General features: G+C 27.8%; 27 protein-coding genes. 6 read left to right on the top strand and 21 right to left on the bottom strand.

Annotated elements, in window-relative coordinates:
* Positions 1–5: 5 nt before the first annotated feature.
* A complete protein-coding gene (glmS, locus tag ALEK_RS03550) occupies positions 6–1,808 on the bottom strand; it encodes a glutamine--fructose-6-phosphate transaminase (isomerizing) (RefSeq protein ID WP_071626191.1) in 1,803 nt (600 codons plus the stop codon).
* A 157-nt stretch (positions 1,809–1,965) separates the two neighbouring features.
* Between glmS and ALEK_RS03545 the strand changes: the two genes are divergently transcribed.
* On the top strand, positions 1,966–2,577 hold the full coding sequence (locus ALEK_RS03545) for a YkgJ family cysteine cluster protein (protein WP_071626192.1): 612 nt from the start codon (positions 1,966–1,968) through the stop codon (positions 2,575–2,577).
* Here the strand turns inward: ALEK_RS03545 and ALEK_RS03540 are convergent.
* Complete coding sequence (locus ALEK_RS03540; RefSeq protein ID WP_071626193.1) at positions 2,561–3,334, bottom strand: inositol monophosphatase family protein; 774 nt, start codon at positions 3,332–3,334, stop codon at positions 2,561–2,563. The genes ALEK_RS03545 and ALEK_RS03540 overlap by 17 nt on opposite strands.
* Positions 3,335–3,498: 164 nt before the next feature.
* Here ALEK_RS03540 and ALEK_RS03535 point away from each other — a divergent pair, with 164 nt between their 5' ends.
* From ALEK_RS03535 to ALEK_RS03525, 3 genes are read left to right on the top strand one after another with little or no spacing between them, the layout of a single operon-like run.
* On the top strand, positions 3,499–3,867 hold the full coding sequence (locus ALEK_RS03535) for a response regulator (protein WP_071626194.1): 369 nt from the start codon (positions 3,499–3,501) through the stop codon (positions 3,865–3,867).
* Positions 3,857–4,474, top strand: a complete 618-nt coding sequence (locus tag ALEK_RS03530; RefSeq protein WP_071626195.1) for a chemotaxis protein CheC — start codon at positions 3,857–3,859, stop codon at positions 4,472–4,474. The genes ALEK_RS03535 and ALEK_RS03530 overlap by 11 nt, the downstream gene beginning before the upstream one ends.
* A 3-nt stretch (positions 4,475–4,477) precedes the next feature.
* Positions 4,478–6,007 (top strand): PAS domain-containing sensor histidine kinase, encoded by a 1,530-nt coding sequence (locus ALEK_RS03525; protein ID WP_071626196.1) that lies wholly within the window; start codon positions 4,478–4,480, stop codon positions 6,005–6,007.
* 231 nt (positions 6,008–6,238) lie between these two features.
* Here the strand turns inward: ALEK_RS03525 and ALEK_RS03520 are convergent, their stop codons facing one another.
* On the bottom strand, positions 6,239–7,108 hold the full coding sequence (locus ALEK_RS03520) for an AraC family transcriptional regulator (protein WP_071626197.1): 870 nt from the start codon (positions 7,106–7,108) through the stop codon (positions 6,239–6,241).
* A gap of 119 nt (positions 7,109–7,227) precedes the next feature.
* Between ALEK_RS03520 and ALEK_RS03515 the strand changes: the two genes are divergently transcribed.
* On the top strand, positions 7,228–7,527 hold the full coding sequence (locus ALEK_RS03515) for a hypothetical protein (protein WP_071626198.1): 300 nt from the start codon (positions 7,228–7,230) through the stop codon (positions 7,525–7,527).
* A 76-nt stretch (positions 7,528–7,603) separates the two neighbouring features.
* Here the strand turns inward: ALEK_RS03515 and groL are convergent, their stop codons facing one another.
* The 6 genes from groL to ALEK_RS03485 form a co-directional block, all read right to left on the bottom strand.
* Positions 7,604–9,244 (bottom strand): chaperonin GroEL, encoded by a 1,641-nt coding sequence (groL, locus tag ALEK_RS03510; RefSeq protein WP_071626199.1) that lies wholly within the window; start codon positions 9,242–9,244, stop codon positions 7,604–7,606.
* Position 9,245: 1 nt separating this feature from the next.
* A complete protein-coding gene (locus ALEK_RS03505; RefSeq protein WP_071626200.1) occupies positions 9,246–9,500 on the bottom strand; it encodes a co-chaperone GroES in 255 nt (84 codons plus the stop codon).
* Positions 9,501–9,641: 141 nt separating this feature from the next.
* The gene (locus tag ALEK_RS03500) at positions 9,642–10,502 is read right to left on the bottom strand and encodes a polyprenyl synthetase family protein (RefSeq protein ID WP_071626201.1); all 861 of its coding nucleotides are present in this window, start codon (positions 10,500–10,502) and stop codon (positions 9,642–9,644) included.
* Between the two features lie 3 nt (positions 10,503–10,505).
* Positions 10,506–10,826 carry a YbaB/EbfC family nucleoid-associated protein gene (locus ALEK_RS03495; RefSeq protein ID WP_071626202.1) on the bottom strand — a complete coding sequence of 107 codons (321 nt, stop codon included), beginning with the start codon at positions 10,824–10,826 and terminating at the stop codon, positions 10,506–10,508.
* A complete protein-coding gene (panD, locus tag ALEK_RS03490) occupies positions 10,819–11,202 on the bottom strand; it encodes an aspartate 1-decarboxylase (protein WP_071626203.1) in 384 nt (127 codons plus the stop codon). Before panD ends, ALEK_RS03495 begins: the two co-directional genes overlap by 8 nt.
* 16 nt (positions 11,203–11,218) lie before the next feature.
* The gene (locus ALEK_RS03485; protein ID WP_071626204.1) at positions 11,219–11,581 is read right to left on the bottom strand and encodes a (2Fe-2S) ferredoxin domain-containing protein; all 363 of its coding nucleotides are present in this window, start codon (positions 11,579–11,581) and stop codon (positions 11,219–11,221) included.
* A 151-nt stretch (positions 11,582–11,732) separates the two neighbouring features.
* Between ALEK_RS03485 and ALEK_RS03480 the strand changes: the two genes are divergently transcribed.
* Positions 11,733–12,263 (top strand): peptidylprolyl isomerase, encoded by a 531-nt coding sequence (locus tag ALEK_RS03480; protein ID WP_071626205.1) that lies wholly within the window; start codon positions 11,733–11,735, stop codon positions 12,261–12,263.
* Positions 12,264–12,286: 23 nt separating this feature from the next.
* On the opposite strand, the gene ALEK_RS03475 is transcribed toward ALEK_RS03480, so the two are convergent.
* From ALEK_RS03475 to ALEK_RS03420, 12 genes are all read right to left on the bottom strand, one after another.
* Positions 12,287–13,645 (bottom strand): response regulator, encoded by a 1,359-nt coding sequence (locus tag ALEK_RS03475; protein ID WP_071626206.1) that lies wholly within the window; start codon positions 13,643–13,645, stop codon positions 12,287–12,289.
* Positions 13,646–13,649: 4 nt separating this feature from the next.
* Positions 13,650–14,039 (bottom strand): response regulator, encoded by a 390-nt coding sequence (locus ALEK_RS03470; protein ID WP_071626207.1) that lies wholly within the window; start codon positions 14,037–14,039, stop codon positions 13,650–13,652.
* 14 nt (positions 14,040–14,053) lie between these two features.
* Positions 14,054–14,530: a chemotaxis protein CheW gene (locus ALEK_RS03465; RefSeq protein ID WP_071626208.1), complete on the bottom strand. Its 477-nt coding sequence runs from the start codon at positions 14,528–14,530 to the stop codon at positions 14,054–14,056.
* A gap of 153 nt (positions 14,531–14,683) precedes the next feature.
* Entirely contained in the window at positions 14,684–15,937 is a 1,254-nt protein-coding gene (gene xseA, locus ALEK_RS03460) for an exodeoxyribonuclease VII large subunit (protein ID WP_071626209.1), read from the bottom strand.
* A 27-nt stretch (positions 15,938–15,964) separates the two neighbouring features.
* Positions 15,965–16,675: a bifunctional demethylmenaquinone methyltransferase/2-methoxy-6-polyprenyl-1,4-benzoquinol methylase UbiE gene (gene ubiE, locus ALEK_RS03455; RefSeq protein ID WP_071626210.1), complete on the bottom strand. Its 711-nt coding sequence runs from the start codon at positions 16,673–16,675 to the stop codon at positions 15,965–15,967.
* A gap of 27 nt (positions 16,676–16,702) precedes the next feature.
* Positions 16,703–16,963 (bottom strand): hypothetical protein, encoded by a 261-nt coding sequence (locus ALEK_RS03450; protein ID WP_228155931.1) that lies wholly within the window; start codon positions 16,961–16,963, stop codon positions 16,703–16,705.
* Between the two features lie 5 nt (positions 16,964–16,968).
* The gene (locus ALEK_RS03445) at positions 16,969–17,760 is read right to left on the bottom strand and encodes a P-loop NTPase family protein (RefSeq protein ID WP_071626212.1); all 792 of its coding nucleotides are present in this window, start codon (positions 17,758–17,760) and stop codon (positions 16,969–16,971) included.
* Between the two features lie 3 nt (positions 17,761–17,763).
* Entirely contained in the window at positions 17,764–18,405 is a 642-nt protein-coding gene (locus tag ALEK_RS03440; protein WP_228146264.1) for a 3-methyladenine DNA glycosylase, read from the bottom strand.
* On the bottom strand, positions 18,398–19,222 hold the full coding sequence (locus ALEK_RS03435; RefSeq protein WP_071626213.1) for a TIGR00282 family metallophosphoesterase: 825 nt from the start codon (positions 19,220–19,222) through the stop codon (positions 18,398–18,400). The genes ALEK_RS03440 and ALEK_RS03435 overlap by 8 nt, the downstream gene beginning before the upstream one ends.
* A gap of 75 nt (positions 19,223–19,297) precedes the next feature.
* On the bottom strand, positions 19,298–20,431 hold the full coding sequence (locus ALEK_RS03430) for a BaiN/RdsA family NAD(P)/FAD-dependent oxidoreductase (RefSeq protein ID WP_272954423.1): 1,134 nt from the start codon (positions 20,429–20,431) through the stop codon (positions 19,298–19,300).
* Between the two features lie 17 nt (positions 20,432–20,448).
* Positions 20,449–21,693 carry an ArsS family sensor histidine kinase gene (locus ALEK_RS03425; protein ID WP_071626215.1) on the bottom strand — a complete coding sequence of 415 codons (1,245 nt, stop codon included), beginning with the start codon at positions 21,691–21,693 and terminating at the stop codon, positions 20,449–20,451.
* A complete protein-coding gene (locus tag ALEK_RS03420) occupies positions 21,690–22,370 on the bottom strand; it encodes a response regulator transcription factor (protein WP_071626216.1) in 681 nt (226 codons plus the stop codon). The genes ALEK_RS03425 and ALEK_RS03420 overlap by 4 nt, the downstream gene beginning before the upstream one ends.
* Between the last annotated feature and the right edge of the window lie 2 nt (positions 22,371–22,372).

Here is a 22,372-nt window from a genome sequence, read left to right as displayed (position 1 = left end):
GATTATTATTCTACAGTTACTGATTTTGCCAAGTTTCTTGGCATATCAACATCATTTCCTAGTCTAACTGATATTTCCATAGATAGAAGCTGTAAAGCAACTAACATTTCAAAAAATTCTAACATATAATGATCAGTTTTCTTAGTTTTTATAAAGTCATCACTTAATTCAAAGTCAAGCGGTGATATAGAACAAATAGTACTATCTCTAGCACTTAATTCCTCAACATTTGATTTTATTTTATCGTAAAGTAAATTTTGTGGCATAAGTGCAATTGTAAATAGCTCTGGATCAGCTAATGCAATTGGACCATGTTTCATTTCACCTGCTGGGTAACCCTCAGCATGTAAATATGAAATTTCTTTAAGCTTTAAAGCTCCTTCTAAAGCAAGAGGGAAAAATACATCCCGCCCAATAAAGAAGAAACCATGACCATGTAGGTACCTTTTGGATAATCTTTTTGTTTTCTCATGCATTTTATCATCAATAATTAAAGATTGAGGAACTTCTCTTAATGCATGAATTTCAGATTCTAGTTTTTCACTTGTTATTACTTTTTTTGCTTTTGCAAAATATAAAGCTAACATCCATAAAACTACAGTTTGAGTTGAAAAAGCTTTTGTTGAAGCAACACCTTTTTCAATTCCTGCTCTTGTTAAAATTGTAGCATCTGCGGTTCTTGTCATTGATGAGTTATCAACATTACAAACAACAATAGATTTTAAACCGGCGTTTTTTGCCATTTTTAAAGCTTCTAAAGTATCTGCTGTTTCACCACTTTGAGAAATAACTATAAACAAAGTATCTTTTGTTAATAAAGGATCTTTATATCTAAATTCACTTGCAATTTCTACATTACATTTAACTTTTGATAGTCTTTCAAAAAGATATGAAGCTGTTAATCCTGCATGATAAGAAGTTCCACATGCACAAATTTTTATTTCATTAATTCCATCAATTAAAGACTCATTAATTTCATCAAATAAAATCTCTTCATCTTGAATTCTTCCAAGCATACAATCACTTACAACATCACTTTGTTCATAAATCTCTTTTTCCATAAAGAATCTAAACCCATCTTTTTGTGCAAATTGCTTAGACGTTGGAAGTGTTGACCATGAATAATCATCAGTGAAAAATTCAATATTTCCATTTGTAACTACACCACCAACTCCATCTTCTAAATAAACTACATCAGAAGCAAGGCCAATTAATGGAGCATCAGATGAAGAGAATAAAGCTTCATTCTCTTCTTTACCACGTGCCACAATTAATGGGCTTCCATGTTTAAAGAAGAAGATTTTAGAAGGATCTGCTTTTGTAATTAAAAGAATTGAAAATGCACCTTCTAATTTTGCTATTGTTGCTTCAAAAGCTTTTGTTGTATCGTTTAAGTCATTATTATAATTTTCAAATAAATGAACAATTACTTCTGTATCTGTTTGAGATACAAATTTATGACCTTTATTTATTAATTCATCTTTTAGTTCTTTATAGTTTTCAATAATTCCATTATGAACTACATAAGAGTATTCTCCCAAATGTGGGTGAGCATTTAACTCAGTTGGCTTCCCATGAGTTGCCCATCTTGTATGACCAATACCTAAGATATAGTCAGATGTAGCACTAGATGATACTTTTTCTTCTAAATTATGAAGTTTTCCTAAAGCTTTGAATACATCAATTTTATCATTGTTTAAAACTGCAATTCCAGCAGAATCATAACCTCTGTATTCAAGTTCTTTTAGTCCTTCAAGAAGTATTTTAGTCGTATCATTTTTACCTACATAACCAACAATTCCACACATTAATAAATACCTTATACTAAATTTTTAATCCAAGATTATATTTAAAAGTTGCTAAAAAAATGCTTGATAATAGTTAATATTATTAGAGATAAGGAATTTGTTTTAAATAAATTTTTATTTTAAGTGCTTTTTTAATTTTAATATTATAAAAATAGTCATGAAACAATTTGTAACAACACTTAATCAAAAATATACTTTTTCTTCTTGTGCTTCATGTGAAGCTAACTGCTGTGATGGAAGAAAAGGAACAATTTATGCCCAAATAATTCTAAGTGATTTTGAAGGGGTATATGAAAACTATCCAATTCTATTTCTTTTTGGAGAACTTGGATATATAAAACCAGTAATTTTACTAACAAATGGAAAAGATTTTTGTCGATTTCTAGAAGATTCAAAATGCAGTATTTATGATAAACGATCTTCAATTTGTAAAAACTATCCTTTAAGTAGTCACATAGATAATAATATTTATATTGATACCTTATGTCCTGCTGTTAATGATGAAAGTGAAAACAAAATTGAAATTATAAATAATTCTACTTTTAGAGAAAACTTCCATGATAATTCACTTAATAATTATCAAGACAAATATATAGAAATGTTTGAAGAGTTAAGTCCTTATGGAGATAAAAAAGATTTTTCAATAGTTAAAATAATAAATGGAATTGAGTTTTACAAATGTAATAAAGACATAGATAATAAATATATGCAAATGCACCAGAATTCTCTGGAACATTTACAAAATGAGTATTTTATAGATTTAGACTAGATATTAATTCATCATGAATATGATTATTTGAAGCAACAATATATTTGTCTTCAAATAATGTATAATCACTACCATCTAGTGTTGTTACCACTCCTCCAGCTTCTTGTAAAATAATTAAACCAGCACTTACATCCCATGCTTTTAAATTCATTTCATAATAACCTTCATAAGTACCACGTGCTACAAAACATAAATCAATTGCAGCAGAACCTAATCTTCTGATATCTTGACATCTTGGTAATATGTCTTTCATTTTTTTAATTACATCATTTAAATCATCTTGATTTGTTGCATTACTGTAAGGAAAACCCGTAGATAAAAGAGATTTTTGGAAATCGTTTTCATCACTAACTTGGATTTTTTCATCATTTAAATAAGCACCCTCACCTACAACAGCTGTATATAATTCATCTAAAATTGGATTATATACTATTCCTATAAATGGTTTTTTATCTTTATAAACCCCAACAGAAATGCAAGTATGAGGTACTTTATTTACAAAATTTGTTGTTCCATCAATTGGATCTACAATAATTGAATTATTAAATTCTAAATCTGTATTATCTGATTCTTCTGCAATTACATTAAAATCTCTAAACTCTTCTAAAAATCTTTTTTTCAAAAAGTTTTCTACAGCTACATCATATTTTGTAACCATGTCTTTTGTTGCTTTAAAAGTAACATCTTTTTTTGAGAAATATCCATCTTTTAAAATCTCACCAGCTTCTTTTACAATCTCAATTAATTTTTCTTTCATTTCTAATCCAAGGCTTTAATTTTACACATTCTATCAAAGCATAGTTACAAATAAGATTTAAAGATATTTCAAATTATAAAATTTTTAATGATATCTATTCTTAAAGCTTTAAGTTTTAAATAACTTATGATAAACTATTATTACTAAGTTATGTAAGGTTATTAATGAAAATTTTAGTTACAGATGATTCAAAAATTGCTAGAAAATTAGTAATAAGAACATTAAAGCAACTGTTACCAGAAGAAGACCAAATTATCGAGGCTTCAAATGGTTTAGAAGCAGTTGAAAATTATGAAAAAGAAAATCCAGATTTAGTTTTTTTAGATTTAACAATGCCAATTATGGATGGCTTTGAAGCACTAGAAAAAATTATTAATATTAATAATAAAGCAAAAGTAATTGTTATTTCTGCTGATATTCAAAAAGGCTCAATGGAAAAAGTTTCTAGTTTAGGTGCCTTAGGTTTTATTAAAAAACCAGTTAATCCAGAAAGTATGAAAGAAGTATTAAAAAGATTCAACAATGAACTATAATATTCAATTAAATGAAGATGAAAGAGATTGTCTTCAAGAATTAATGAATATTGCTTATGGTTCAGCTAGTTCAGCAATTGCAGATATTATAGATGCTTTTGCTACATTAGCAATACCAAATATTAAAGTTATTGATGTAAAAAAACTAAAAGAATATTTGAATAATCAACTAGATGGTTCAGATTATTTTGTATGTTCACAATTAATAAATGGTGACTTTAATGGAGAAAACCTTTTTATTGTAAATAAAGAATCTGCTACAAATATGACAAAAGAGTTTGATTTAGTTCATGATGGTGAATTATCAAATGAAGAAATAAGTGATGTTGTTTTGGAAATTACAAATATATTATCATCAACAACTATTAGTTCTCTTATAAGTGAAATGAACTCTTATGCAACTTTTGCACCTCCCTCAATTACTGTAATTAAAGATGCTAATGAACTTGAAGATAATATGATTGAAAATTATGGTCAAGTGATTATTATTGCAACTGAATTAAAATTTGCAGAACAAAATATTCATGGGCAATTATTAATGCTAGCAACTGATGAATCAATTTTATATATTAAAAAAGCTATAAATAAAATTTTAGACGAGTTTTAATTCATGTACAACGATAAATTTAATCTAATCTGCGAAAGTATTAATAGTGGTATTTTATTACTTGATAAAGACCTAAATGTTAAATTATGGAATAGATGGCTTGAAATTCATACAAAAATAAAAGTTGAAGAAATCATAGATAAAAATATAGTTGATTTTTATCCTAATATAAATATAAAGATTTTAAAAAGAAAAGTAAAAACAAGTCTAAAACTAAACTCATCTACTTTTTACAATACAGAACAAAATAGGTTTTTATTTGATGTAAAACTAAATAAAATCACAGACTCTATTTTTTATAATATGCAACAAAGTATCACTATTTCTCCTTTTGATTTAGAAGAAGAAATTGCAATTGTTTATGTTTATGATACTACTTTATTAAGCCAAACAAATTATAAACTTGAAAAAGCAAAAAAAGAGTTAGAAAATAAAAATATCCAATTAGAAGAAAAACATGATGAAATTGAAAGAATTATTAATGCCCTAACAGAGGGAATTATAATCTCTGATGAAAACTTCATATGTAGAAACGTTAATCTTTTAGGAATGTCTTTACTTGGTTATGAAAACAAAAATGAAATTATTGGGAAACCCTTATTAGATTTAATTGCTAATGACAGTAAGGATTTAGTATTAATTAATTTAAACCATGATGAATTAAGAACATATGAAATTAACTTTCAGAAAAAAGATGGTTCTTCTTTTCCTGCATTTGCAAGTGGGCAGTCAATTTTATTAGATAATAAAAAAAGAAGAATTTCTACAATTATTGATATCTCTAACTTAAAAGAAAAAGATAGATTATTAGCAAGACAAGCAAAAATGGCTGATATGGGTCAAATGATTGCAAATATAGCACATCAATGGAGACAGCCACTAAGTATTATCTGTACAACGGCTAGTGGTATGAAACTATATAAAGAACTAGACAGATTAACAGATGATTTTTTTAATGAATCAGTGGATCAAATAGTTCATACAACAAATCACTTATCACAAACTATTGATGACTTTAAAAACTTTATTAAAGATGATAAAGAAAAAAGAGTATTTTCCCTACAAGATATTATTCAAAAAGACTTAACACTACTAGATGGAATAATAAAAACACATCATATTCAAATTCATATAGAGAATAATTCTGAAGATATTGTACTAAAAGGTTATCCAAATGAGTTAATTCAAGCAATTGTTAATATAATTTCAAATGCAAAAGATGCTTTAATAGAAAAAAATATCGAAGATAAAAAAATATTTATAGAATTAAATAAAGATGATAAATATGGATATTTAAAAATTTATGATAATGCAAAAGGTGTTGAAAATAAAATTATTGACAAATTATTTGAGCCATATTTTTCCACAAAACATAATGCACAAGGTACGGGATTAGGGCTTTTCATGACTCATAGAATTATAAATGACAGTATGGAAGGTTCAATAGAAGTTAAAAATATTGCATATAAAAAAGAAAATTCAAGTTACAGCGGAGCTTGTTTTACTATTAAATTACCCTTGTTAAATAAGTAGTTTTTTTTCGTTTTATTTTTTCTTCAGTTAAAATAATGTTATAATGTCAATAGCAAAAGTAAAACGGAGGTGCTAATGACACGAAGGACTTTCACTTAACATTGTTGTAAAATTATCAAATTAATTTACTATATAGTAATATTTAAATGTATCGGAATATATTTAAATCACATAAAAAAAGGGGAAAGACAGGTGTCTTTCCCCTTTTTTAGTTTTACAGTAATCTCATTACTAAACAACTCTAATTGGAACATAAAAATCTAAACTAAAAGTATCATTCTCTTCTAAATAGTGGTTTTTAGAAAATACTGCATATGCAGGTAAAGTTACAACTTCATATCCACTATTTGGCATCCAATATTGATAAATATATATCATAAGTCTTTCTATATCTCCATATTTGCCTTCATAATGAAAAACTGCACATAAAGACTCATAAATCTTTAATTTACTTATTGAGTTAGTAGACTCAAAATTATCATCAACTTCAAGTGCTGCAATATAATTACACTCATCATATGGAATCATAATAGTACTATCATGGTAAATTCCAATTTGCGTACTATTTTTTAGATCACTTTGATATTCAAATGCCAATAGTCTTTGCCATACTTTTATAAGATTTGCTTCGTTATAACCTTTTAATCTAATATATGCACATGTCTTTTGTGGGATAACTTTTATTTTTGGTTCTAAACCCTCAAAATTTTTTATTGTTTCTTCATTTATATCGAATTTGTTTTTAGTAAAGTTTTTAAAAGCACCTTTTCTCCATTGACTAGGAGTGTATGTAAAACGTTTTTTAAATGCTTTAATAAATGAAGTGTGAGAAGCATAACCACAAGAGTTAGCAATATTAGTGATTGTTGAATAATTATCAGTAATAAGAAGGTTTGCTGCCTTTTGAAGCCTGATCGAAGTGATTTTTTCAAAAATATTCTCGTCTGTTTCTTCTTTAAATATTCTATGAAAATGGTATTTACTAACACTATTTAATTTTGCTAGTTCATCTAAAGAAATATCTGTATTAATATATCTATATATATAGTTTAAAGTTTTATTTACTATTTGTGCTCTTTGGTGTTTTGTATCTCTTTTCATAACTTTACTATAACACAAGATAAGAATATAAGCAATATAAGATAATAAAAATGAAATATAAGATAGAGAATAAAATTCTTGATTTGTCTATACTAATAAAAAAACTTAAGGGTAATATTATGACACAAAGAACTTTTGAAAAAGATACTTTTGTAGGATTTGAGTTTTTACCAGCGGAACCAACTTTTAATAGTATTGAAATTTTTCATCCTTTTGCTAATTTAGCTAATAAATACTTTTCAAGTAAAGGCTATAACATAATTACTTTACAATCAGGTTCAATTAAAATATCATTTGAAGACCTAAATAAAAAAGAAAAAATGAAGTTATCAAATGAAATAAGAAAGTTCTTAAAAGATTCAAGACAAGAAGTGATAAATGATTTTTTAATTTATAAAAATGGTATTAGTTGTTTATAATAAAAATATAGAAGTAAATGAGTGTGTTTCTCGAAAATCGAGAAACACATAGGCTTGAATAAGACTAAAAGTCTTATTACATTCCCATACCACCCATTCCTGGCATTCCACCCATATCAGGCATAGCAGGAGCAGCTGGAGTATCAGCTTTAATATCAGTTACAGTAGCTTCAGTTGTTAATAATAAAGACGCAACAGATACAGCATTTTGCATTGCAACTCTTTCAACTTTAGCAGGATCAACAATACCTGCTTCGAACATATCAACATATTCTCCACTTGCAGCATTAAATCCGAAGTTTTCATTTGAAGCTTTTTCAACTTCATTTGCAACAACACCAGCATCAAAACCAGCATTTGTAGCAATTTGTTTTAAAGGTGCTTTAATAGCTCTTAGTACAATATCAGCACCAATTGCTTCGTCACCATCTAATTCTAAAGATACTTTAGCAGCAGCTCTAATTAATGCAGCTCCACCACCAATAACAATACCTTCTTCAACAGCAGCTCTTGTTGCAGATAATGCATCATCAACTCTGTCTTTTTTCTCTTTCATTTCTGTTTCAGAAGCAGCACCTACTTTAATAACTGCAACCCCACCAGAAAGTTTTGCTAATCTTTCTTGTAATTTTTCTTTATCATACTCAGAAGTAGTTGATTCAATTTCAGCTTTGATTTGATTAACTCTTCCTAATACTTTATCAGCTTCACCAGAACCATTTACGATTGTAGTGTTATCTTTATCAATTACAACTCTAGCAGCAGTTCCTAGAACTTCCATACCAGCAGTTTCTAATTTCATTCCCATCTCTTCAGAAACAACAGTTCCTGCAGTTAATACAGCGATGTCTTCTAACATTGCTTTTCTTCTATCACCAAAACCTGGAGCTTTAACAGCAGCAATGTTTAATGATCCTCTTAATCTATTTACAACTAATGTAGAAAGTGCTTCACCTTCAACATCTTCTGAAATAATTAATAAAGGTCTTCCAGTTTGATTAACAGCTTCTAAAATTGGTAACATTTCTTTTAAGTTAGAGATTTTTTTCTCACATAATAAAATAAATGGATTTTCCATTTCAGTAGTCATTTTTTCAGTATTAGTTACAAAGTAAGGAGATAAGTAACCTCTGTCAAATTGCATACCTTCAACTACGTCTAATTCGTCAGAAATACCTTTAGCTTCTTCAACAGTAATAACACCATCTTTTCCAACTTTATCCATAGCTTCAGCAATCATTGCACCAATAGCAGTGTCAGAGTTAGCAGAAATAGTAGCAACTTGCTCAATTTCAGTTTTATTAGCAACAACTTTAGATGCAGCTTTTAATTCAACTAAGATAGCTTCAGTAGCTTTATCCATACCTCTTTTTAAGATAATTGGATTTGCACCAGCAGTAACGTTTCTTAATCCCTCTTTGAATACAGAGTGAGCTAAAACTGTAGCAGTTGTAGTTCCATCACCTGCTTCATCAGCAGTTTTAGAAGCAACTTCTTTTACTAATTGAGCACCCATATTTTCTAAAGTGTCAGCTAATTCGATTTCTCTTGCAACTGAAACACCATCTTTTGTAATTGTAGGAGCACCAAATGCTTTTTGTAATAATACGTTTCTACCTCTTGGTCCCATTGTAACTTTAACAGCATCTGCTAATTTTTCAACACCAGAATATAATGAATTTCTAGCTGCATCACTAAATAATACTTCTTTTGCCATCTTACATAACTCCTATAATATTTTCAATATCTAATACTAAATAATCTTCACCATCTAAAGAAAACTCAGTTCCTCTAAACTGTTCAAAAACAATTGTGTCACCCTCTTTTAATTCAGTAACATCTCCACCGATTGATTTAACAACAGCAGTATTTGGTTTTTCTTTTGCAGAATCTACAAGAATAATTCCGCTTGCAGTTTTTTCTTCTACTTCAGTTCTTTGTACTAATACTCTTTTACCTAATGGTTTTAACATAGTATTTCCTTTATCAAGTTTTATTAATTTTATTTATACGTGCTAAATTAGCACTCTTATTTTTTAAGTGCTAAATTTTATATAATTTTTGTTTAATTGTCAAGCAGATTGAGTTAAAAAGACTAAGAGTTTAAAAAACTCTTATTTATGTCTATTTATATATTTTAAAAGTAACTCTTCAAGAGAGTTTTTAAGTGTTAAATCAAGTGTATTTAGAGTTTCTTCACATTTTGAAGCTAAATCATTTGCTGATTTAAAAGCTCCATCAAGACCTAATAAATTAACAAAAGAGTTTTTAGATTCATCATTTTGTGTAGTTTTTCCAGCTTCTTCACTAGATTGAGTTTCATCAATAATATCATCTTGAATTTGAAATAATAAACCTAAATCAATTCCAAAAGAATAAAGTTTTTCTTGAGTTTCTAAATCATATTCACTTATAATTGCACCCATTTTTAAAGATGCGGCGATTAACTTAGCAGTTTTATGAATATGTAAGAATTCAAGTTGAGATAGCTCAAGTTTTTGATTTTCAAAATAACAATCAATTGCTTGACCTATAATCATTCCATTTATTCCACCATCAGAACTTAGAGTTTTAATTAAATCAATTTTTACATCATTGTGCAAAGGTGCATTAGATATTTGATTAAAGGCTTCTGTATTTAAAGCATCCCCAACTAAAATAGCAGTTACTTCATCATACTTTTTATGAAGTGTTTGAAAACCTCTTCTTAAATCAGCATTATCCATAGCAGGTAAATCATCGTGAACTAGAGAGTATGTATGTAACATTTCTAATCCAAGAGCTACAGGCATTGAATTTGATAACAATAAGCTTTTATTTGATTTTACAACAGAAAGTAAAAGCATTGGTCGAAATCTTTTTCCGCCAGCTTTTAACATATCCCCTAAAGCATCTTCGAAATAAGGGTGAATTGATTTTGATTGAGGAAGATTACTTAATAAGTAATCTTCGAATTGGTTTAATATTTCTTTCATATTCTACTTTTGACCAAATGGGTTCATTCCACCCATCATATTCATAGCCATCATTTTTTTGTTTTCGTCTGATTGTTTAATTACATCATTCATAGCTGAAATTAGTAATATTTGTAATGAATCTTTATCTTCTAGTAATGAGTCATCAATTTGTAAATCAATAACTTCAGAATTACCATTAATAGAAATTTCTACCATTCCCCCACCAGCTTTTGATGTGAATATTCTGTTAGAATTTTCTTCTTTAGCATTATCCGCCATATCTTGAACTTGTTTCATCATAGAGTTTAAATCAAGATTTTTCATATCTATTCCATCAAACATGATCAGACCCCACAAGTTCATTTGTAATCATATCGATGTTATTTTCATCATCAACAATTACAACTGTTGGTTTATAATCTTCTAATTCAGATTCATTATATGAAGCATAAGCAATAACAATAATCTTATCGCCAATTTCTACTTTTCTAGCAGCAGCTCCATTTAAACACATATCTTTACTACCTGCCTTACCTTTGATAACGTAAGTAGCAAATCTTTCGCCATTATTTACATTTACAATCTCAACTTTTTGCCCTACTCTTAAATGAGAAGCTTTCATTAAGTCTTCATCGATTGTAATTGATCCAACATAGTTTAAATTAGCATCCGTAACAGTTGCTCTATGAATTTTACTATATAGCATGTCAAATGTCATATATTTAATTCCTCTTTTAACTTCCTAAATTTGCAGCTTCGCCCCAAAACTGTTCTGGTATTAAATACTCTTCAACAGGGCTTCCACCTAATATATGTTCTTCAATTATTCTATCTATTTTTTCCTTAGATAACTGACAGTACATGTGATGCCCAGGCTCTACCAGCATTACTGGTCCCATTTGACATCTACCTAAACATGATGTTCTTACAACTTGAACAGGTCCCATCAATCCCTTCTGCATCATTGATTGTGCAGTATGATTAAATAAGTCTCTAGTATTTTCATTTACACATGAAGGTTTTGGCATCCCAGGTGGTGATGCTTGCTCACACTTGAAAATGTAAAACGTTGGTTGCGGAATTGATGGCATACTCATATTTTTATCCTTATATAAAATTGTATATTTATAATAAATCAGCGAATTTTAACACAGATTTATTAAATTTTAATAAAAAACTAATTTTAATTTTCATTTAAATCTAAAATAATATACTAAATTCATACTATTTTACATATAAAGGCTATGTATGAAGAAAATATTTTTTATTCTTTGTTCATTTATGTTACTTTTAGAAGCAGCTAATCCAACAGCAGTTTTTGAAACAACAAAAGGAAATTTTGAAGTTGAGTTAAGATCTGATCTAGCTCCTAAGGCAGTTGAGAATTTTGTTACTCACGCAAAAAATGGTTACTATAATGGTTTAATTTTTCACAGAGTTATTAAAAACTTTATGATCCAAGGTGGTGACCCAACAGGCACTGGTAGAGGTGGTGAGTCAATTTGGGGTAAAGCTTTTGAAGATGAATTTTCATCAAAAGCACTATTTGATAAACCAGGTGTTTTAGCAATGGCAAACTCAGGTAGAAATACAAATGGAAGTCAATTTTTTATTACAACAGCAGCAACTTATTGGTTAAATGGAAGACATACTATTTTTGGATATGTTACAAAAGGTTATGAAAATGTTAAAAAAATTGAAAATTCTCCAACAGCGGGAAGAAGTGGTGGTGATAAACCACTAGTAGATCAAAAAATACTATCTATTACTATTAAATAAAGAAACAAGTTTAACTTGTTTCTTTAACCAAATATTTTACTCATAAAAGCTTTGTCACCATGTGCTACAATTTGTTTCTCTAAACTCTCAACTCTATTAGCTTCTTCTTGTGCTTTTTCTTTCCAATATTCTAACTTCTGAATTAATACTTCATCTGTTTCAACACATTCATATTTTTCAGTAATATTTCGTAATTGCTCTTCTAAATCTTCAATCTCAATTCTAGAATTTGCATTTAACTGTTTTATCTCTTTTTCTTTTGATTCTTTAGTATTAGCTAATTCTTCTTTTAATTTTTTTAATTGATATTTTAAATCAGCATTTTCTTTTGAAACTTTTAGAGCTAAATCTTTTTTAGATTCATTCTTTTTATATGTAGATAATTCATTTCTTAGATGTTTATTCTCAATAGTATATTTTTCAACAGAATATATATATTTTTCACTATTAATTTCAGATTTTTTTAAATCATTTTTAGCATTTTCAAGCTGATCTTTTAATTCTCGAATAATTATATTTTGCTCAGCAGAACCTTCTTTACTTCGGATAAAAATATCACTTTTATCTTTCATTAATGCTAATTGAATATCTCTTTTTTTATTTACTTCATCAGTAATATCTCTTTGAATAGAAATAGTACCTGTAATTTCACCTTCATCATCAAGAGTATTTATTACATATGCATCAGTTGTATAAATTCCATGTTCTTTTGTAATATTTTTTAATACCCCATGCCAAGGTTTATTATTTAGAACTTTTGCATACATATTAGTATATATATCTAATGAGGCATCAGGATGTCTTAGAACCTTAAATTCTTCTCCTAAAAGTTCATCCTTATCATAACCTGTAATTTGGCAGAAAAGCTCATTTACGTAAGTTATATTCATATGAATATCTGTTTTAACAACAATGTTATTAGAATCAATAACTTCTTTATATTGCTCTAACTCTTTTGTTTGTTGTTCTAACATAAATTCTTGATACATTACACTTGCTAATTCATTCATAACTTTAAGTAAGTTTCTAACATCTACAGGTTTGTTAATATAATCTTGAACTTTTAGTTTAATTGATTCAGATAAATATTCTGAATCAGAGTGTGCCGTAGCAACTATTACGGGAATTTGAGGGGATTTTTCTCTTATATATTTAACCATATCAATACCACTCATAATAGGCATATTAATATCAGTTAAAATAATATCTATTTCATCTTTGTTTTCTAGATAAGTATCTAGTCCTTCTCTACCATTACTAGCAGTAAAAACTTTAGAGAAGAAACCTGAAAGTAATTGTTCTAGTTCATTTCGAACAACAAGATCATCTTCTACATATAGAATCTGTAATCTTTTTAACAGTTTTTTATCTATTGAAGACATGAAACTATTTTATTTCCATACTTGTAATTAGGTCAATAAATTTAATAAAATCAAATGGTTTTAAAATATATTCATCAACTCCAAACTCCTTAGCTTTTTCTAAATATTCAGTTTCTGTATGAGCTGACATGACAATAATAGGTATATCTAAACCTCTTTCTTTCATGTTTTTTATCATTTCTAAACCATTCATATAAGGCATATTAATATCTGTAATAACAGCATCAATATCAGAGTTCTCTTCTAATCTTTCTAAAGCTTCAACCCCATTATTCGCAGTAAGGAAGTTCGCTTTTAATTTAACTAAAGCTCCACTAATAATATCTAATAAATCTTGTTCATCTTCAACAAATAGTAACTTTAGTGATCTTAATTTTTCTATTTTTTCTTGCATTTTATTTCCAATAATTAGTCTTGTAACTCTTCTTTCGCAACAACTTTTTCAATATCCATAACAACTAACATTTCATTATTATCTAATCTAACATAACCTTTTAGGTATTTAGCAGGAATTGCTGAACCCATCTCTGAAACAGGTGCTAGAGTACTTGTATCAAGTCTTTGTACATCATCAACTAAGTCAACAACAATTCCAACCATTCTACTATCTTCTGTAATTACAGCAATAACAGATGTATTTTCATCATATACACTTTCACTAGTGTTAAACTTAATTCTAATATCTAAAATAGGTACAACTTCACCTCTTAAGTTAATAAGACCTTTTACCCATTCTGAAATATTTGGTAATGTAGTAATAATTTCTGGATAAGTTAATATCTCTCTAATTTTAGGTAGTTCAATAGCATATTTCATTGCACCTAACTCAAAAGTCATAAATTCACTTGTATTAGCATAATCAATTACTTTTTCTCTGTTATCCATAAATATTCCTTTTTTTAATGCACATTTGCCAATTTTTAATAAAGAGTTTTAAGAAAACACTAATTTGGTTTCCTTCTTCTATGTAAACTACAAATTATATTTGTGTATTACAATTCAATTTAGATTTATTTTATCTTTTCTAAACTTAAAAAATTATTGTTTTTTTACTTCATTAATGGTACACATAGCAATATATTTAGGAGTTTGTAGGGAAATTACATCATTAGTACTTAGATTCTCTAGAGATATTATTTTATTATCTTTAGTTATTTGAACAAAACCTTTTTTATCTTTTTTATCTGGATGATTTAATTCAAAACTATTTTTTAATAATGTTATTTGATTTTGAGCCTGAGTTAAAACTTGATCAGAATTATTTTGAAATGTTCTTTTTAATAAATCTAAATCATTATTTGCTTTAATTAACTTTTGAGATATATCATTATCAAAAGAGCTTCTTAAAAATTTGATTTCTGAAGTAATAAAATTAAATTTTGATTCTATTGAGTTTTGTTCAAATAATCTTTTTAAATTAAATACATCTTGTTCTTTATTATAAAAAATCGTTTTAATTTTATTATTGTATTCATTAGCTAAAGAATCAAGATAAATTCTATGTTCATTAATATCTGGTAATGCAATTTCAACAGCATTAGAAGGAGTTGCAGCTCTTACATCAGATACAAAATCAGAAATAAGATAATCAACTTCATGTCCTACAGCTGAAATAATAGGTGTAGAAGCTTCATAAATAGCATTAGCAACTATTTCCTCATTAAAAGCCCATAAGTCTTCTATACTTCCTCCACCACGTCCTACAATCATAATATCGCAGTTTAAATTATCTGCATATTTTATAGAATTAGAAATATCAAAAGCGGCACCTTCACCTTGAACAAGTGCAGGAACTAAAATAAATTCTACTAAAGGCCATCTATGAGATGCAACTTTTTTCATATCTTCAATTGCAGCACCAGTTGCTGATGTTACTAAGGCAATTTTTTTAGGATATTTAGGAAGTTGTTTTTTTATTTCAGGATTAAAATATCCCTTCTCTTCTAGTTTATTTTTTAGCTGCTCAAAAGCAAGAGCTAAAGCGCCTTGACCTGAGGGTTCAATCTTATTACATAATAATTGATAATTCCCTCTTGGAGCATAAACAGTAAGATTACCAGTTATAACAATCTTTTGCCCTACTTCAAGCTGAAATTTTAAATATTTAGCATTTCCTCTAAACATCACACATGAGATTGTTGAACTTTTATCTTTTACAGAAAAATAGATATGTCCTGAATTATGATAAGTAAGATTGGAAACCTCACCTTCAACATAAACTTGAATAAAAGTTGTTTCTAAAAGAGATTTAATTTGTGCATTTAAAGAAGATACAGAAATAGGAGAATTCATAAGTGTCCTAGCTTATGCAAGAAAAAATTATATTTTTCTTGCGATAATTAGTGTTGAGATATTCATTGAGAATGATTTAACATGTACAGGCTCTAAACCTGCTTGTTTTAACTCTTTACATAAGTTATCTTTAGTTAAAAATTCATCAATTGAGTTTGGTAAATAAGTATAAGCTTCTTTATTTTTTGAAATCATTCCACCAAGAACTGGCAAAACTTTATTCATATAAAAATCAGTTAAGTAATCTAATGGATTAGTTTTTTCATTTTTTGTAAACTCTGAAATTACTACAAGTCCATCTTTTTTAAGAACTCTTGCAAATTCATCAAAAGCTTCTTGTCTCTCAACTACATTTCTAATTCCATAAGAGATAGAAATAATATCAGCAGAAGAGTCCTCTAATGGCATTTCAGTTGCAAAGGCTTCAATAAAATCAACATCAGGAAGTTTTTTCTTTCCTACTTCCATCATTCCAACACTTGGATCTACACCAACAATGTTTTCTAAATCAATATTATTCTCTTTTGCAATTTGTTTCCAGAACATAATCATATCACCTGTACCACAAGCAACATCTACAATCTTTTCGATTTTATTGTTATTGTAAAGCTCAAAAGTTTTATTACAAGCTTTGTTTCTCCATGATTTATCAATTCCCATTGATAAAACTCTATTTGCTACATCATAAGTTCCAGCGATATCATTGAACATTGATACAATTTTTTCTTGTTTACCCATTCTTTTTCTAATCCTAATTACTAATTTTTATAAAACAAATTTTCCAATTACTAGGCCTAAAATAAAACCTAAATTTACAGCAACTGCCAAAAGTAAATAAGAAAACTTCCTGTTTGTATCAGGAATTTTTCTCATAATATCTTCTTGTTGTAATAAAGTCTTTTCGAAGTTATTAGAAGACTTATTAAAAGTTTTTGAAGATTTTTCTAAATTTGAAACTGCTTTTTTTAGTGCAATTTCTGAGAATTCCATTCGTTCAACAAGCTCTTTAGCCTGTTTAAAACTCATATCACTCATTTTTTAATATCTATCCACTGATCTAAATCACAAAAAATTCTATTTAATGTATTGATTACATAATCTTTTGCTTCAGTTTGTATTCTTCTAAAAAATAGATATTTTCTAGCGCTTTCAATATCACCTAACTCTTTAGCTTGTATAGCTTTAGCAGCAAAATCAGTGTTATTATATGCCATTTCCCAAACTGTTGAACCTAAGTATCTACTCATTGTAATTACTTTATCGTTTTTAACAGGGAAATATTTTGGATCTTTTACAAAATCACAAATAACTGAATTTGAATCTAAATATTTATGTCCAAAAAAGTTAATAAATTGTTCTTGATAATAATCTTCATCCATAGAAATAGATCTATTTAAAGCAAAGATTACATTTTCCTCTGGATTTTGTTCAATCTTTTTAATTCTTTTCATAGTTGCAATTGCATTTTTTCCATCAAGCTCACCATCACCTAAAGGAATAACCCATTTAACATTACCAAAAGAACCAACTTTTTTGATCTCATCTAAAACTAGTGTTGATGTTTTGTTTCCACCTACATCAACAATAACCTCGTGATTATCATCCATTAAGATTAACTCATCTAATTCAGTTAATCTATTAGTTCCTAACATTCTTTTATTAACAATTTCAGTTCTTGTAAAAGATTGACTGTCGTTATTTTCATCATCAATTTCGATGTATGTTACTTTTTTACCATGCTTCTTATAAAGATAAGGCGCGATAACTTGCATAGCAACTGTAGACTTACCTACACCACCTTTAGTCTGTGGAATTATAATCATCAATTAACCCTTGCGATTGCGTTTCATAAACTCGACAATTTTGCCATGAAATCTAGCATATAGCTTGTTTATAGAGATCTCATAACCATAAAGTTTAGCAATTTTATCGTAATTTTCATTAATTCCATATTCACACCAAGCTTGCAGCTCGTCATATGATTCAAACTCATATCCAAATCTTTTAACTAATCTATTTGTATAAGAGTCAACAACCATATAATCTTGTCTACAAGAATAACACAAAATTGCATCAGCAGTTTCAGGACCAATACCTTTTTGTTTCAATAACCACTCTCTATTAGTACCTTTACAGAAGTTCTCAAAAGTATCATATTCTTCAATTATATTTTTTGCTAATTGTATTAATCGTACAGATTTTTGGTTTTTAAAACCACTTGGAGTAATGGCTAAAATTAGTGTTTCTAAATGAGCAGTACTTAAAGCCTCTAAACTTAAAAGTTCTTCTTCTCTAAGATTTTCTAAGGATTTTTCTACATTAAGCCATTTTGTATTTTGGGTTAATATAGCACCTATTAATATTTCAAATTTATTATTATTTGGCCACCAGTATTCAAGATTTTCATCTATTAAATCTTGATTCTTTAGATAAACCAATAAGTCATAAGAATTATCAATATTAATCAATCATAGCCTTAGTTATAATATATTCACTTTGATTACATAGTTTTTTGATTTTAAAAGCATCTTTAGCTTTTCCCTCTTCAATATCAATAACCATCATTTGTAATATTGACTTACAGTTATTTGGTACTTCAAAATGCCCACCTATACCAGTACAAGCTTTTTGAATTGGAACATATGAATCCATTCCAATAACATTGTCTCTACATCCAGTAAGACCAATATCAGTAAGATAAGCAGTGTTATCCATAATTTGTAAATCATCAGTACTAACATGAGTATGAGTACCACAAATACCACTTACAAGGTTTTTGAACATCATTAGCATTATTCTTTTTTCACTAGTAGCTTCCCCATGAAAATCAATAAAAATATTTTTTACATCTTGTTCATGAAGTTCGTTTACTAATTTCTTAGCCCAGTTAAATGGATTTTCAACTGTTGGCATTGCAAATTGTCCCATTAGATTTATAACAGCAAGTTTTTCAATTCCATCTTCTGTTTCTATATCACAGATTTTTACACCAGAACCTGCTAGTCCTTCTGGATAATTATCAGGTCTTAAAACAGCTTTAGTTTCAAGTAGAACAAACATATCTTTTTTCTTATCAAAAGAGTGATTTCCACCTGTAATTACATCAATACCAGCTTTTAACAACTCATCACAATTCTTTACAGTTAATCCAAAACCGTGACTTGCATTTTCTGCATTTGCTATTACAAAATCAATATTATATTCATCTCTAATTTTTGCTAAATTTTCTTTAATTATTTTTCTACCTGGACGACCTACAATATCACCAATAAATGCTACTCTCAAAATATTCCTTGACTCTTTTAGTTTTGGCAATTGTAGCAAGTGTATCTTTAGGGGTAACTTTTTTAGTTAAATTTTTTAACTTTTATTAATATTTCTTGCACATGTAACAGCTGATGAAAATGCTATTTGGAAGTTAAAACCACCTAGTTCACCAGTAATATCAAGACATTCACCAAGAAAATATAAATCTTTTTGTTTTAAACTCTCAAAGTTATTATGGTTTATTTCTTCAGTGGAGATTCCACCTTTTGTTACTTCTGCTTTTGTATAACCAAAATTACCAGCAGGTGCAAACTCATAATATTTCAACATTTTTAATTTAGTTTTTTCTTCTTCACTTAATGATGATATTGCTTTATCTTCTACATCAATTGATTTTAAAAACTCTTGAGTAAATCTTTTGGCAAAAGGAAGGGCTGAAGATATTTTTCTATTTCCCTTTAGTAAGTTTTCTATTTTTTTATTAGGTAGGAAATCAATTGCTAGTTTTCCTTTTTTCCAATATAAAGATGTAGTTAATATAACTGGACCAGAACAACCTTTGTGAGCAAATAACATTGAACCTTCAAATCTTTTACCCTCTACAAAAGTATTCACATAAGTAGAAACTCCTGAAAGATTTTTGAACCAGAATTGATCTTTTTGAACTGTAAAACCAACAAGTGCTGGTTCTAGTTTTTCAATAGTGTGTCCAAATTTTCTAGCTATATCATAAGCAATAGAAGAAGCTCCAAGTGTTGCAAAAGATAAACCACCACTTGCAACTACTAATTTTTTAGCTTCAATAGTTCCATTGGCTGTTTTTATTTTAAATACTTTATTATGTTCAACATCTACAACTTTCGTATTTAAATATTTTTTCACATGTGTTGTTAGTTTTGTAAACATATCTACAACATCTTGAGAAGAATTACAAAAGTAAGTACCTTTTACAATCTTTGGATTTAGTTTAGGAAAGACATTGTTTTTATTTAGAAATTTTAATAAGTCATCTTTTGTATAATTTTTGAGAAGTTCTTTTACAAAAGATCTATCACCTAAGTAGTTTTTTTCTGTCACTAGTTCATTTGTAATATTACACTTAGCTCCACCAGAGATTTTAATCTTTGCTCCAACTTTTGCATTTGTATCTATTAAACAAATATTTTTAAATTCTTTTTTATCTAATGAAGAGGCAAGCATCAAACCACTTGCTCCTGCTCCAATAATAGCTATATCGTAGATTTTTAATCCTTTTTACAAATAAACCTATTCAGACCATTTTCATAGTCATATTCATATTCTAATGTATAGTTATTTGCTTCTAAAATATTTCGAACTATATACAAACCTAACCCAAAAGAATCTTTAGAAGAGTCTTGGTGTGTAAAAAATGGTTCAAAATAATCTTCTAGTGGATGTTCTAAATGTTTTCCTGCATTTTCAAAGATAAGATCATCTTCATTATTTTTAATAGTTACTTTCTTATCTGATGAATACTTAATAGCATTATCAATTAAATTCTTTACTGCAATTGAGAATAATTTGAAGTTTACATCAATTTTTTTGTTTTCACATTTTAAAATTACAGCATCATCTTCTACCATTAAAATATCTTTTGCATTATCAATAACATCATCAGTAAAATAGAAATTCTTTTCTACATTTTTTGTAGATGAAATAAGTTCTTCAATAGATGCAAATTCATTGATCAGTGATTCTAATCGTAAAAATACTTCTTTTAGTTTTTCATCATTAGCATCATTTCTTTCAATCTCAGCTAAGAACTTACCTTTTGTAATTGGTGTTTTTAACTCATGCATTATATTTCTAATAAATACATTTCTTGATTCTTTTACATTTTTAAGTTTTAAAGCTGCTTTTTTAAACTCCATACCAAGCTGTGATACTTCATCTTTGGCTTCTGTATTACAACATTCAAAGTCAAAGTTTTCATCCCCAAGGGTTTTAACTTTGTCTTTTAATATTCTTAATGGCATTAGTTTTCTATATGTAATTAAATACATTAATATAATTGTTATTATTACAATTGCAAAAACTGAAATAATATATAAATTACTATTTTCACCTGCTGGTCTATTATCTCTAATTAAAAGGGTTTTCCCTTTTTTCTTCATATAAATATAGTTTCTATCGTTTAGCTCTAATACTCTAAATACAGAGTTTCGCTCTCTTGATTTTCGCTCAATTAATACTTTTGTTTTAGGATTATAAGTAATTGCATTTATATTGCCTTTTTTGATAAGCATCGTATAATCAAGTTCTTCTAAACTCTTTGCAAATTTGTAGTTTAGAGCACCACGATGATGTTTTAACATTATTTTTTTAACAATAGGTATATACCTATCAAAAAGTGCTTTTTCTTGTATATTATAATTATATGTCATTAATACAATAAAACTTGTAATTACTAAAATAATTGATATGATAAAACTTACTGTAATTGTGAAAAATATTGATGATTTATTCATTGTGAAAATTTATACCCCATTCCTCTGATTGTTTGAAGATATTTAGGTTCTTTTGGATTATCTTCAATTTTATGTCTAATTCTGTTAATAATAACTGCTAATGAGCCAGAATTCTCATAATCCTGATTTAATAAATCTGAATTATCAAAGATTTCTTCTCTAGAAATAACAAAGTTTTCTCGTTTTAACATCAAAGATAAAACTTCATACTCTGCTGCTGTTAGTTTAACATAATTTCCATTTTTTGTAATCTCTTTTTTCTCTACATCAAGATTAAAGATTTTATTATTATCCTCTTTTTCAACAATATTAGAATGATTAAATCTTCGTAAGATTGTTTTTATTCTAACTTCTAATTCTCTTGGATCGTAAGGTTTAGGTAAGTAGTCATCAGCTCCTAATTGTAAAGCTGTAACTTTATCAGTAATATCAGATCTAGCACTTGAGATAATAATAGGTATATCAAAATCTTTTACAATTATTTTACATACATCTAACCCATCCATTCCAGGAAGAGTTAAATCTAAAATTACTAAATCAAATTTGTTTACTTTTAATGAAGAAAGAGCCAAAAAAGGCTCTTCATAATTTGTAACTTCGATATTAAATTGCTTTAGATATTGGGTTAAAACATCTGCTAATTCTATGTCATCTTCTACCATCGCAATTTTTATCAAAA

Source organism: Poseidonibacter lekithochrous, from assembly GCF_013283835.1.
GTDB classification, from domain to species: Bacteria; Campylobacterota; Campylobacteria; order Campylobacterales; family Arcobacteraceae; genus Poseidonibacter; species Poseidonibacter lekithochrous.
This window is presented reverse-complemented; position numbering and strand designations above follow the sequence as displayed.

What these genes read in the sequence shown, in the direction of transcription:
- glmS (WP_071626191.1), bottom strand. Translation starts at nt 1,808, where the DNA reads ATGTGTGGAATTGTTGGTTATGTAGGTAAAAATGATACGACTAAAATA.
- ALEK_RS03545 (WP_071626192.1), top strand. Translation starts at nt 1,966, where the DNA reads ATGAAACAATTTGTAACAACACTTAATCAAAAATATACTTTTTCTTCT.
- ALEK_RS03540 (WP_071626193.1), bottom strand. Translation starts at nt 3,334, where the DNA reads ATGAAAGAAAAATTAATTGAGATTGTAAAAGAAGCTGGTGAGATTTTA.
- ALEK_RS03535 (WP_071626194.1), top strand. Translation starts at nt 3,499, where the DNA reads ATGAAAATTTTAGTTACAGATGATTCAAAAATTGCTAGAAAATTAGTA.
- ALEK_RS03530 (WP_071626195.1), top strand. Translation starts at nt 3,857, where the DNA reads ATGAACTATAATATTCAATTAAATGAAGATGAAAGAGATTGTCTTCAA.
- ALEK_RS03525 (WP_071626196.1), top strand. Translation starts at nt 4,478, where the DNA reads ATGTACAACGATAAATTTAATCTAATCTGCGAAAGTATTAATAGTGGT.
- ALEK_RS03520 (WP_071626197.1), bottom strand. Translation starts at nt 7,108, where the DNA reads ATGAAAAGAGATACAAAACACCAAAGAGCACAAATAGTAAATAAAACT.
- ALEK_RS03515 (WP_071626198.1), top strand. Translation starts at nt 7,228, where the DNA reads ATGACACAAAGAACTTTTGAAAAAGATACTTTTGTAGGATTTGAGTTT.
- groL (WP_071626199.1), bottom strand. Translation starts at nt 9,244, where the DNA reads ATGGCAAAAGAAGTATTATTTAGTGATGCAGCTAGAAATTCATTATAT.
- ALEK_RS03505 (WP_071626200.1), bottom strand. Translation starts at nt 9,500, where the DNA reads ATGTTAAAACCATTAGGTAAAAGAGTATTAGTACAAAGAACTGAAGTA.
- ALEK_RS03500 (WP_071626201.1), bottom strand. Translation starts at nt 10,502, where the DNA reads ATGAAAGAAATATTAAACCAATTCGAAGATTACTTATTAAGTAATCTT.
- ALEK_RS03495 (WP_071626202.1), bottom strand. Translation starts at nt 10,826, where the DNA reads ATGTTTGATGGAATAGATATGAAAAATCTTGATTTAAACTCTATGATG.
- panD (WP_071626203.1), bottom strand. Translation starts at nt 11,202, where the DNA reads ATGACATTTGACATGCTATATAGTAAAATTCATAGAGCAACTGTTACG.
- ALEK_RS03485 (WP_071626204.1), bottom strand. Translation starts at nt 11,581, where the DNA reads ATGAGTATGCCATCAATTCCGCAACCAACGTTTTACATTTTCAAGTGT.
- ALEK_RS03480 (WP_071626205.1), top strand. Translation starts at nt 11,733, where the DNA reads ATGAAGAAAATATTTTTTATTCTTTGTTCATTTATGTTACTTTTAGAA.
- ALEK_RS03475 (WP_071626206.1), bottom strand. Translation starts at nt 13,645, where the DNA reads ATGTCTTCAATAGATAAAAAACTGTTAAAAAGATTACAGATTCTATAT.
- ALEK_RS03470 (WP_071626207.1), bottom strand. Translation starts at nt 14,039, where the DNA reads ATGCAAGAAAAAATAGAAAAATTAAGATCACTAAAGTTACTATTTGTT.
- ALEK_RS03465 (WP_071626208.1), bottom strand. Translation starts at nt 14,530, where the DNA reads ATGGATAACAGAGAAAAAGTAATTGATTATGCTAATACAAGTGAATTT.
- xseA (WP_071626209.1), bottom strand. Translation starts at nt 15,937, where the DNA reads ATGAATTCTCCTATTTCTGTATCTTCTTTAAATGCACAAATTAAATCT.
- ubiE (WP_071626210.1), bottom strand. Translation starts at nt 16,675, where the DNA reads ATGGGTAAACAAGAAAAAATTGTATCAATGTTCAATGATATCGCTGGA.
- ALEK_RS03450 (WP_228155931.1), bottom strand. Translation starts at nt 16,963, where the DNA reads ATGAGTTTTAAACAGGCTAAAGAGCTTGTTGAACGAATGGAATTCTCA.
- ALEK_RS03445 (WP_071626212.1), bottom strand. Translation starts at nt 17,760, where the DNA reads ATGATTATAATTCCACAGACTAAAGGTGGTGTAGGTAAGTCTACAGTT.
- ALEK_RS03425 (WP_071626215.1), bottom strand. Translation starts at nt 21,693, where the DNA reads ATGAATAAATCATCAATATTTTTCACAATTACAGTAAGTTTTATCATA.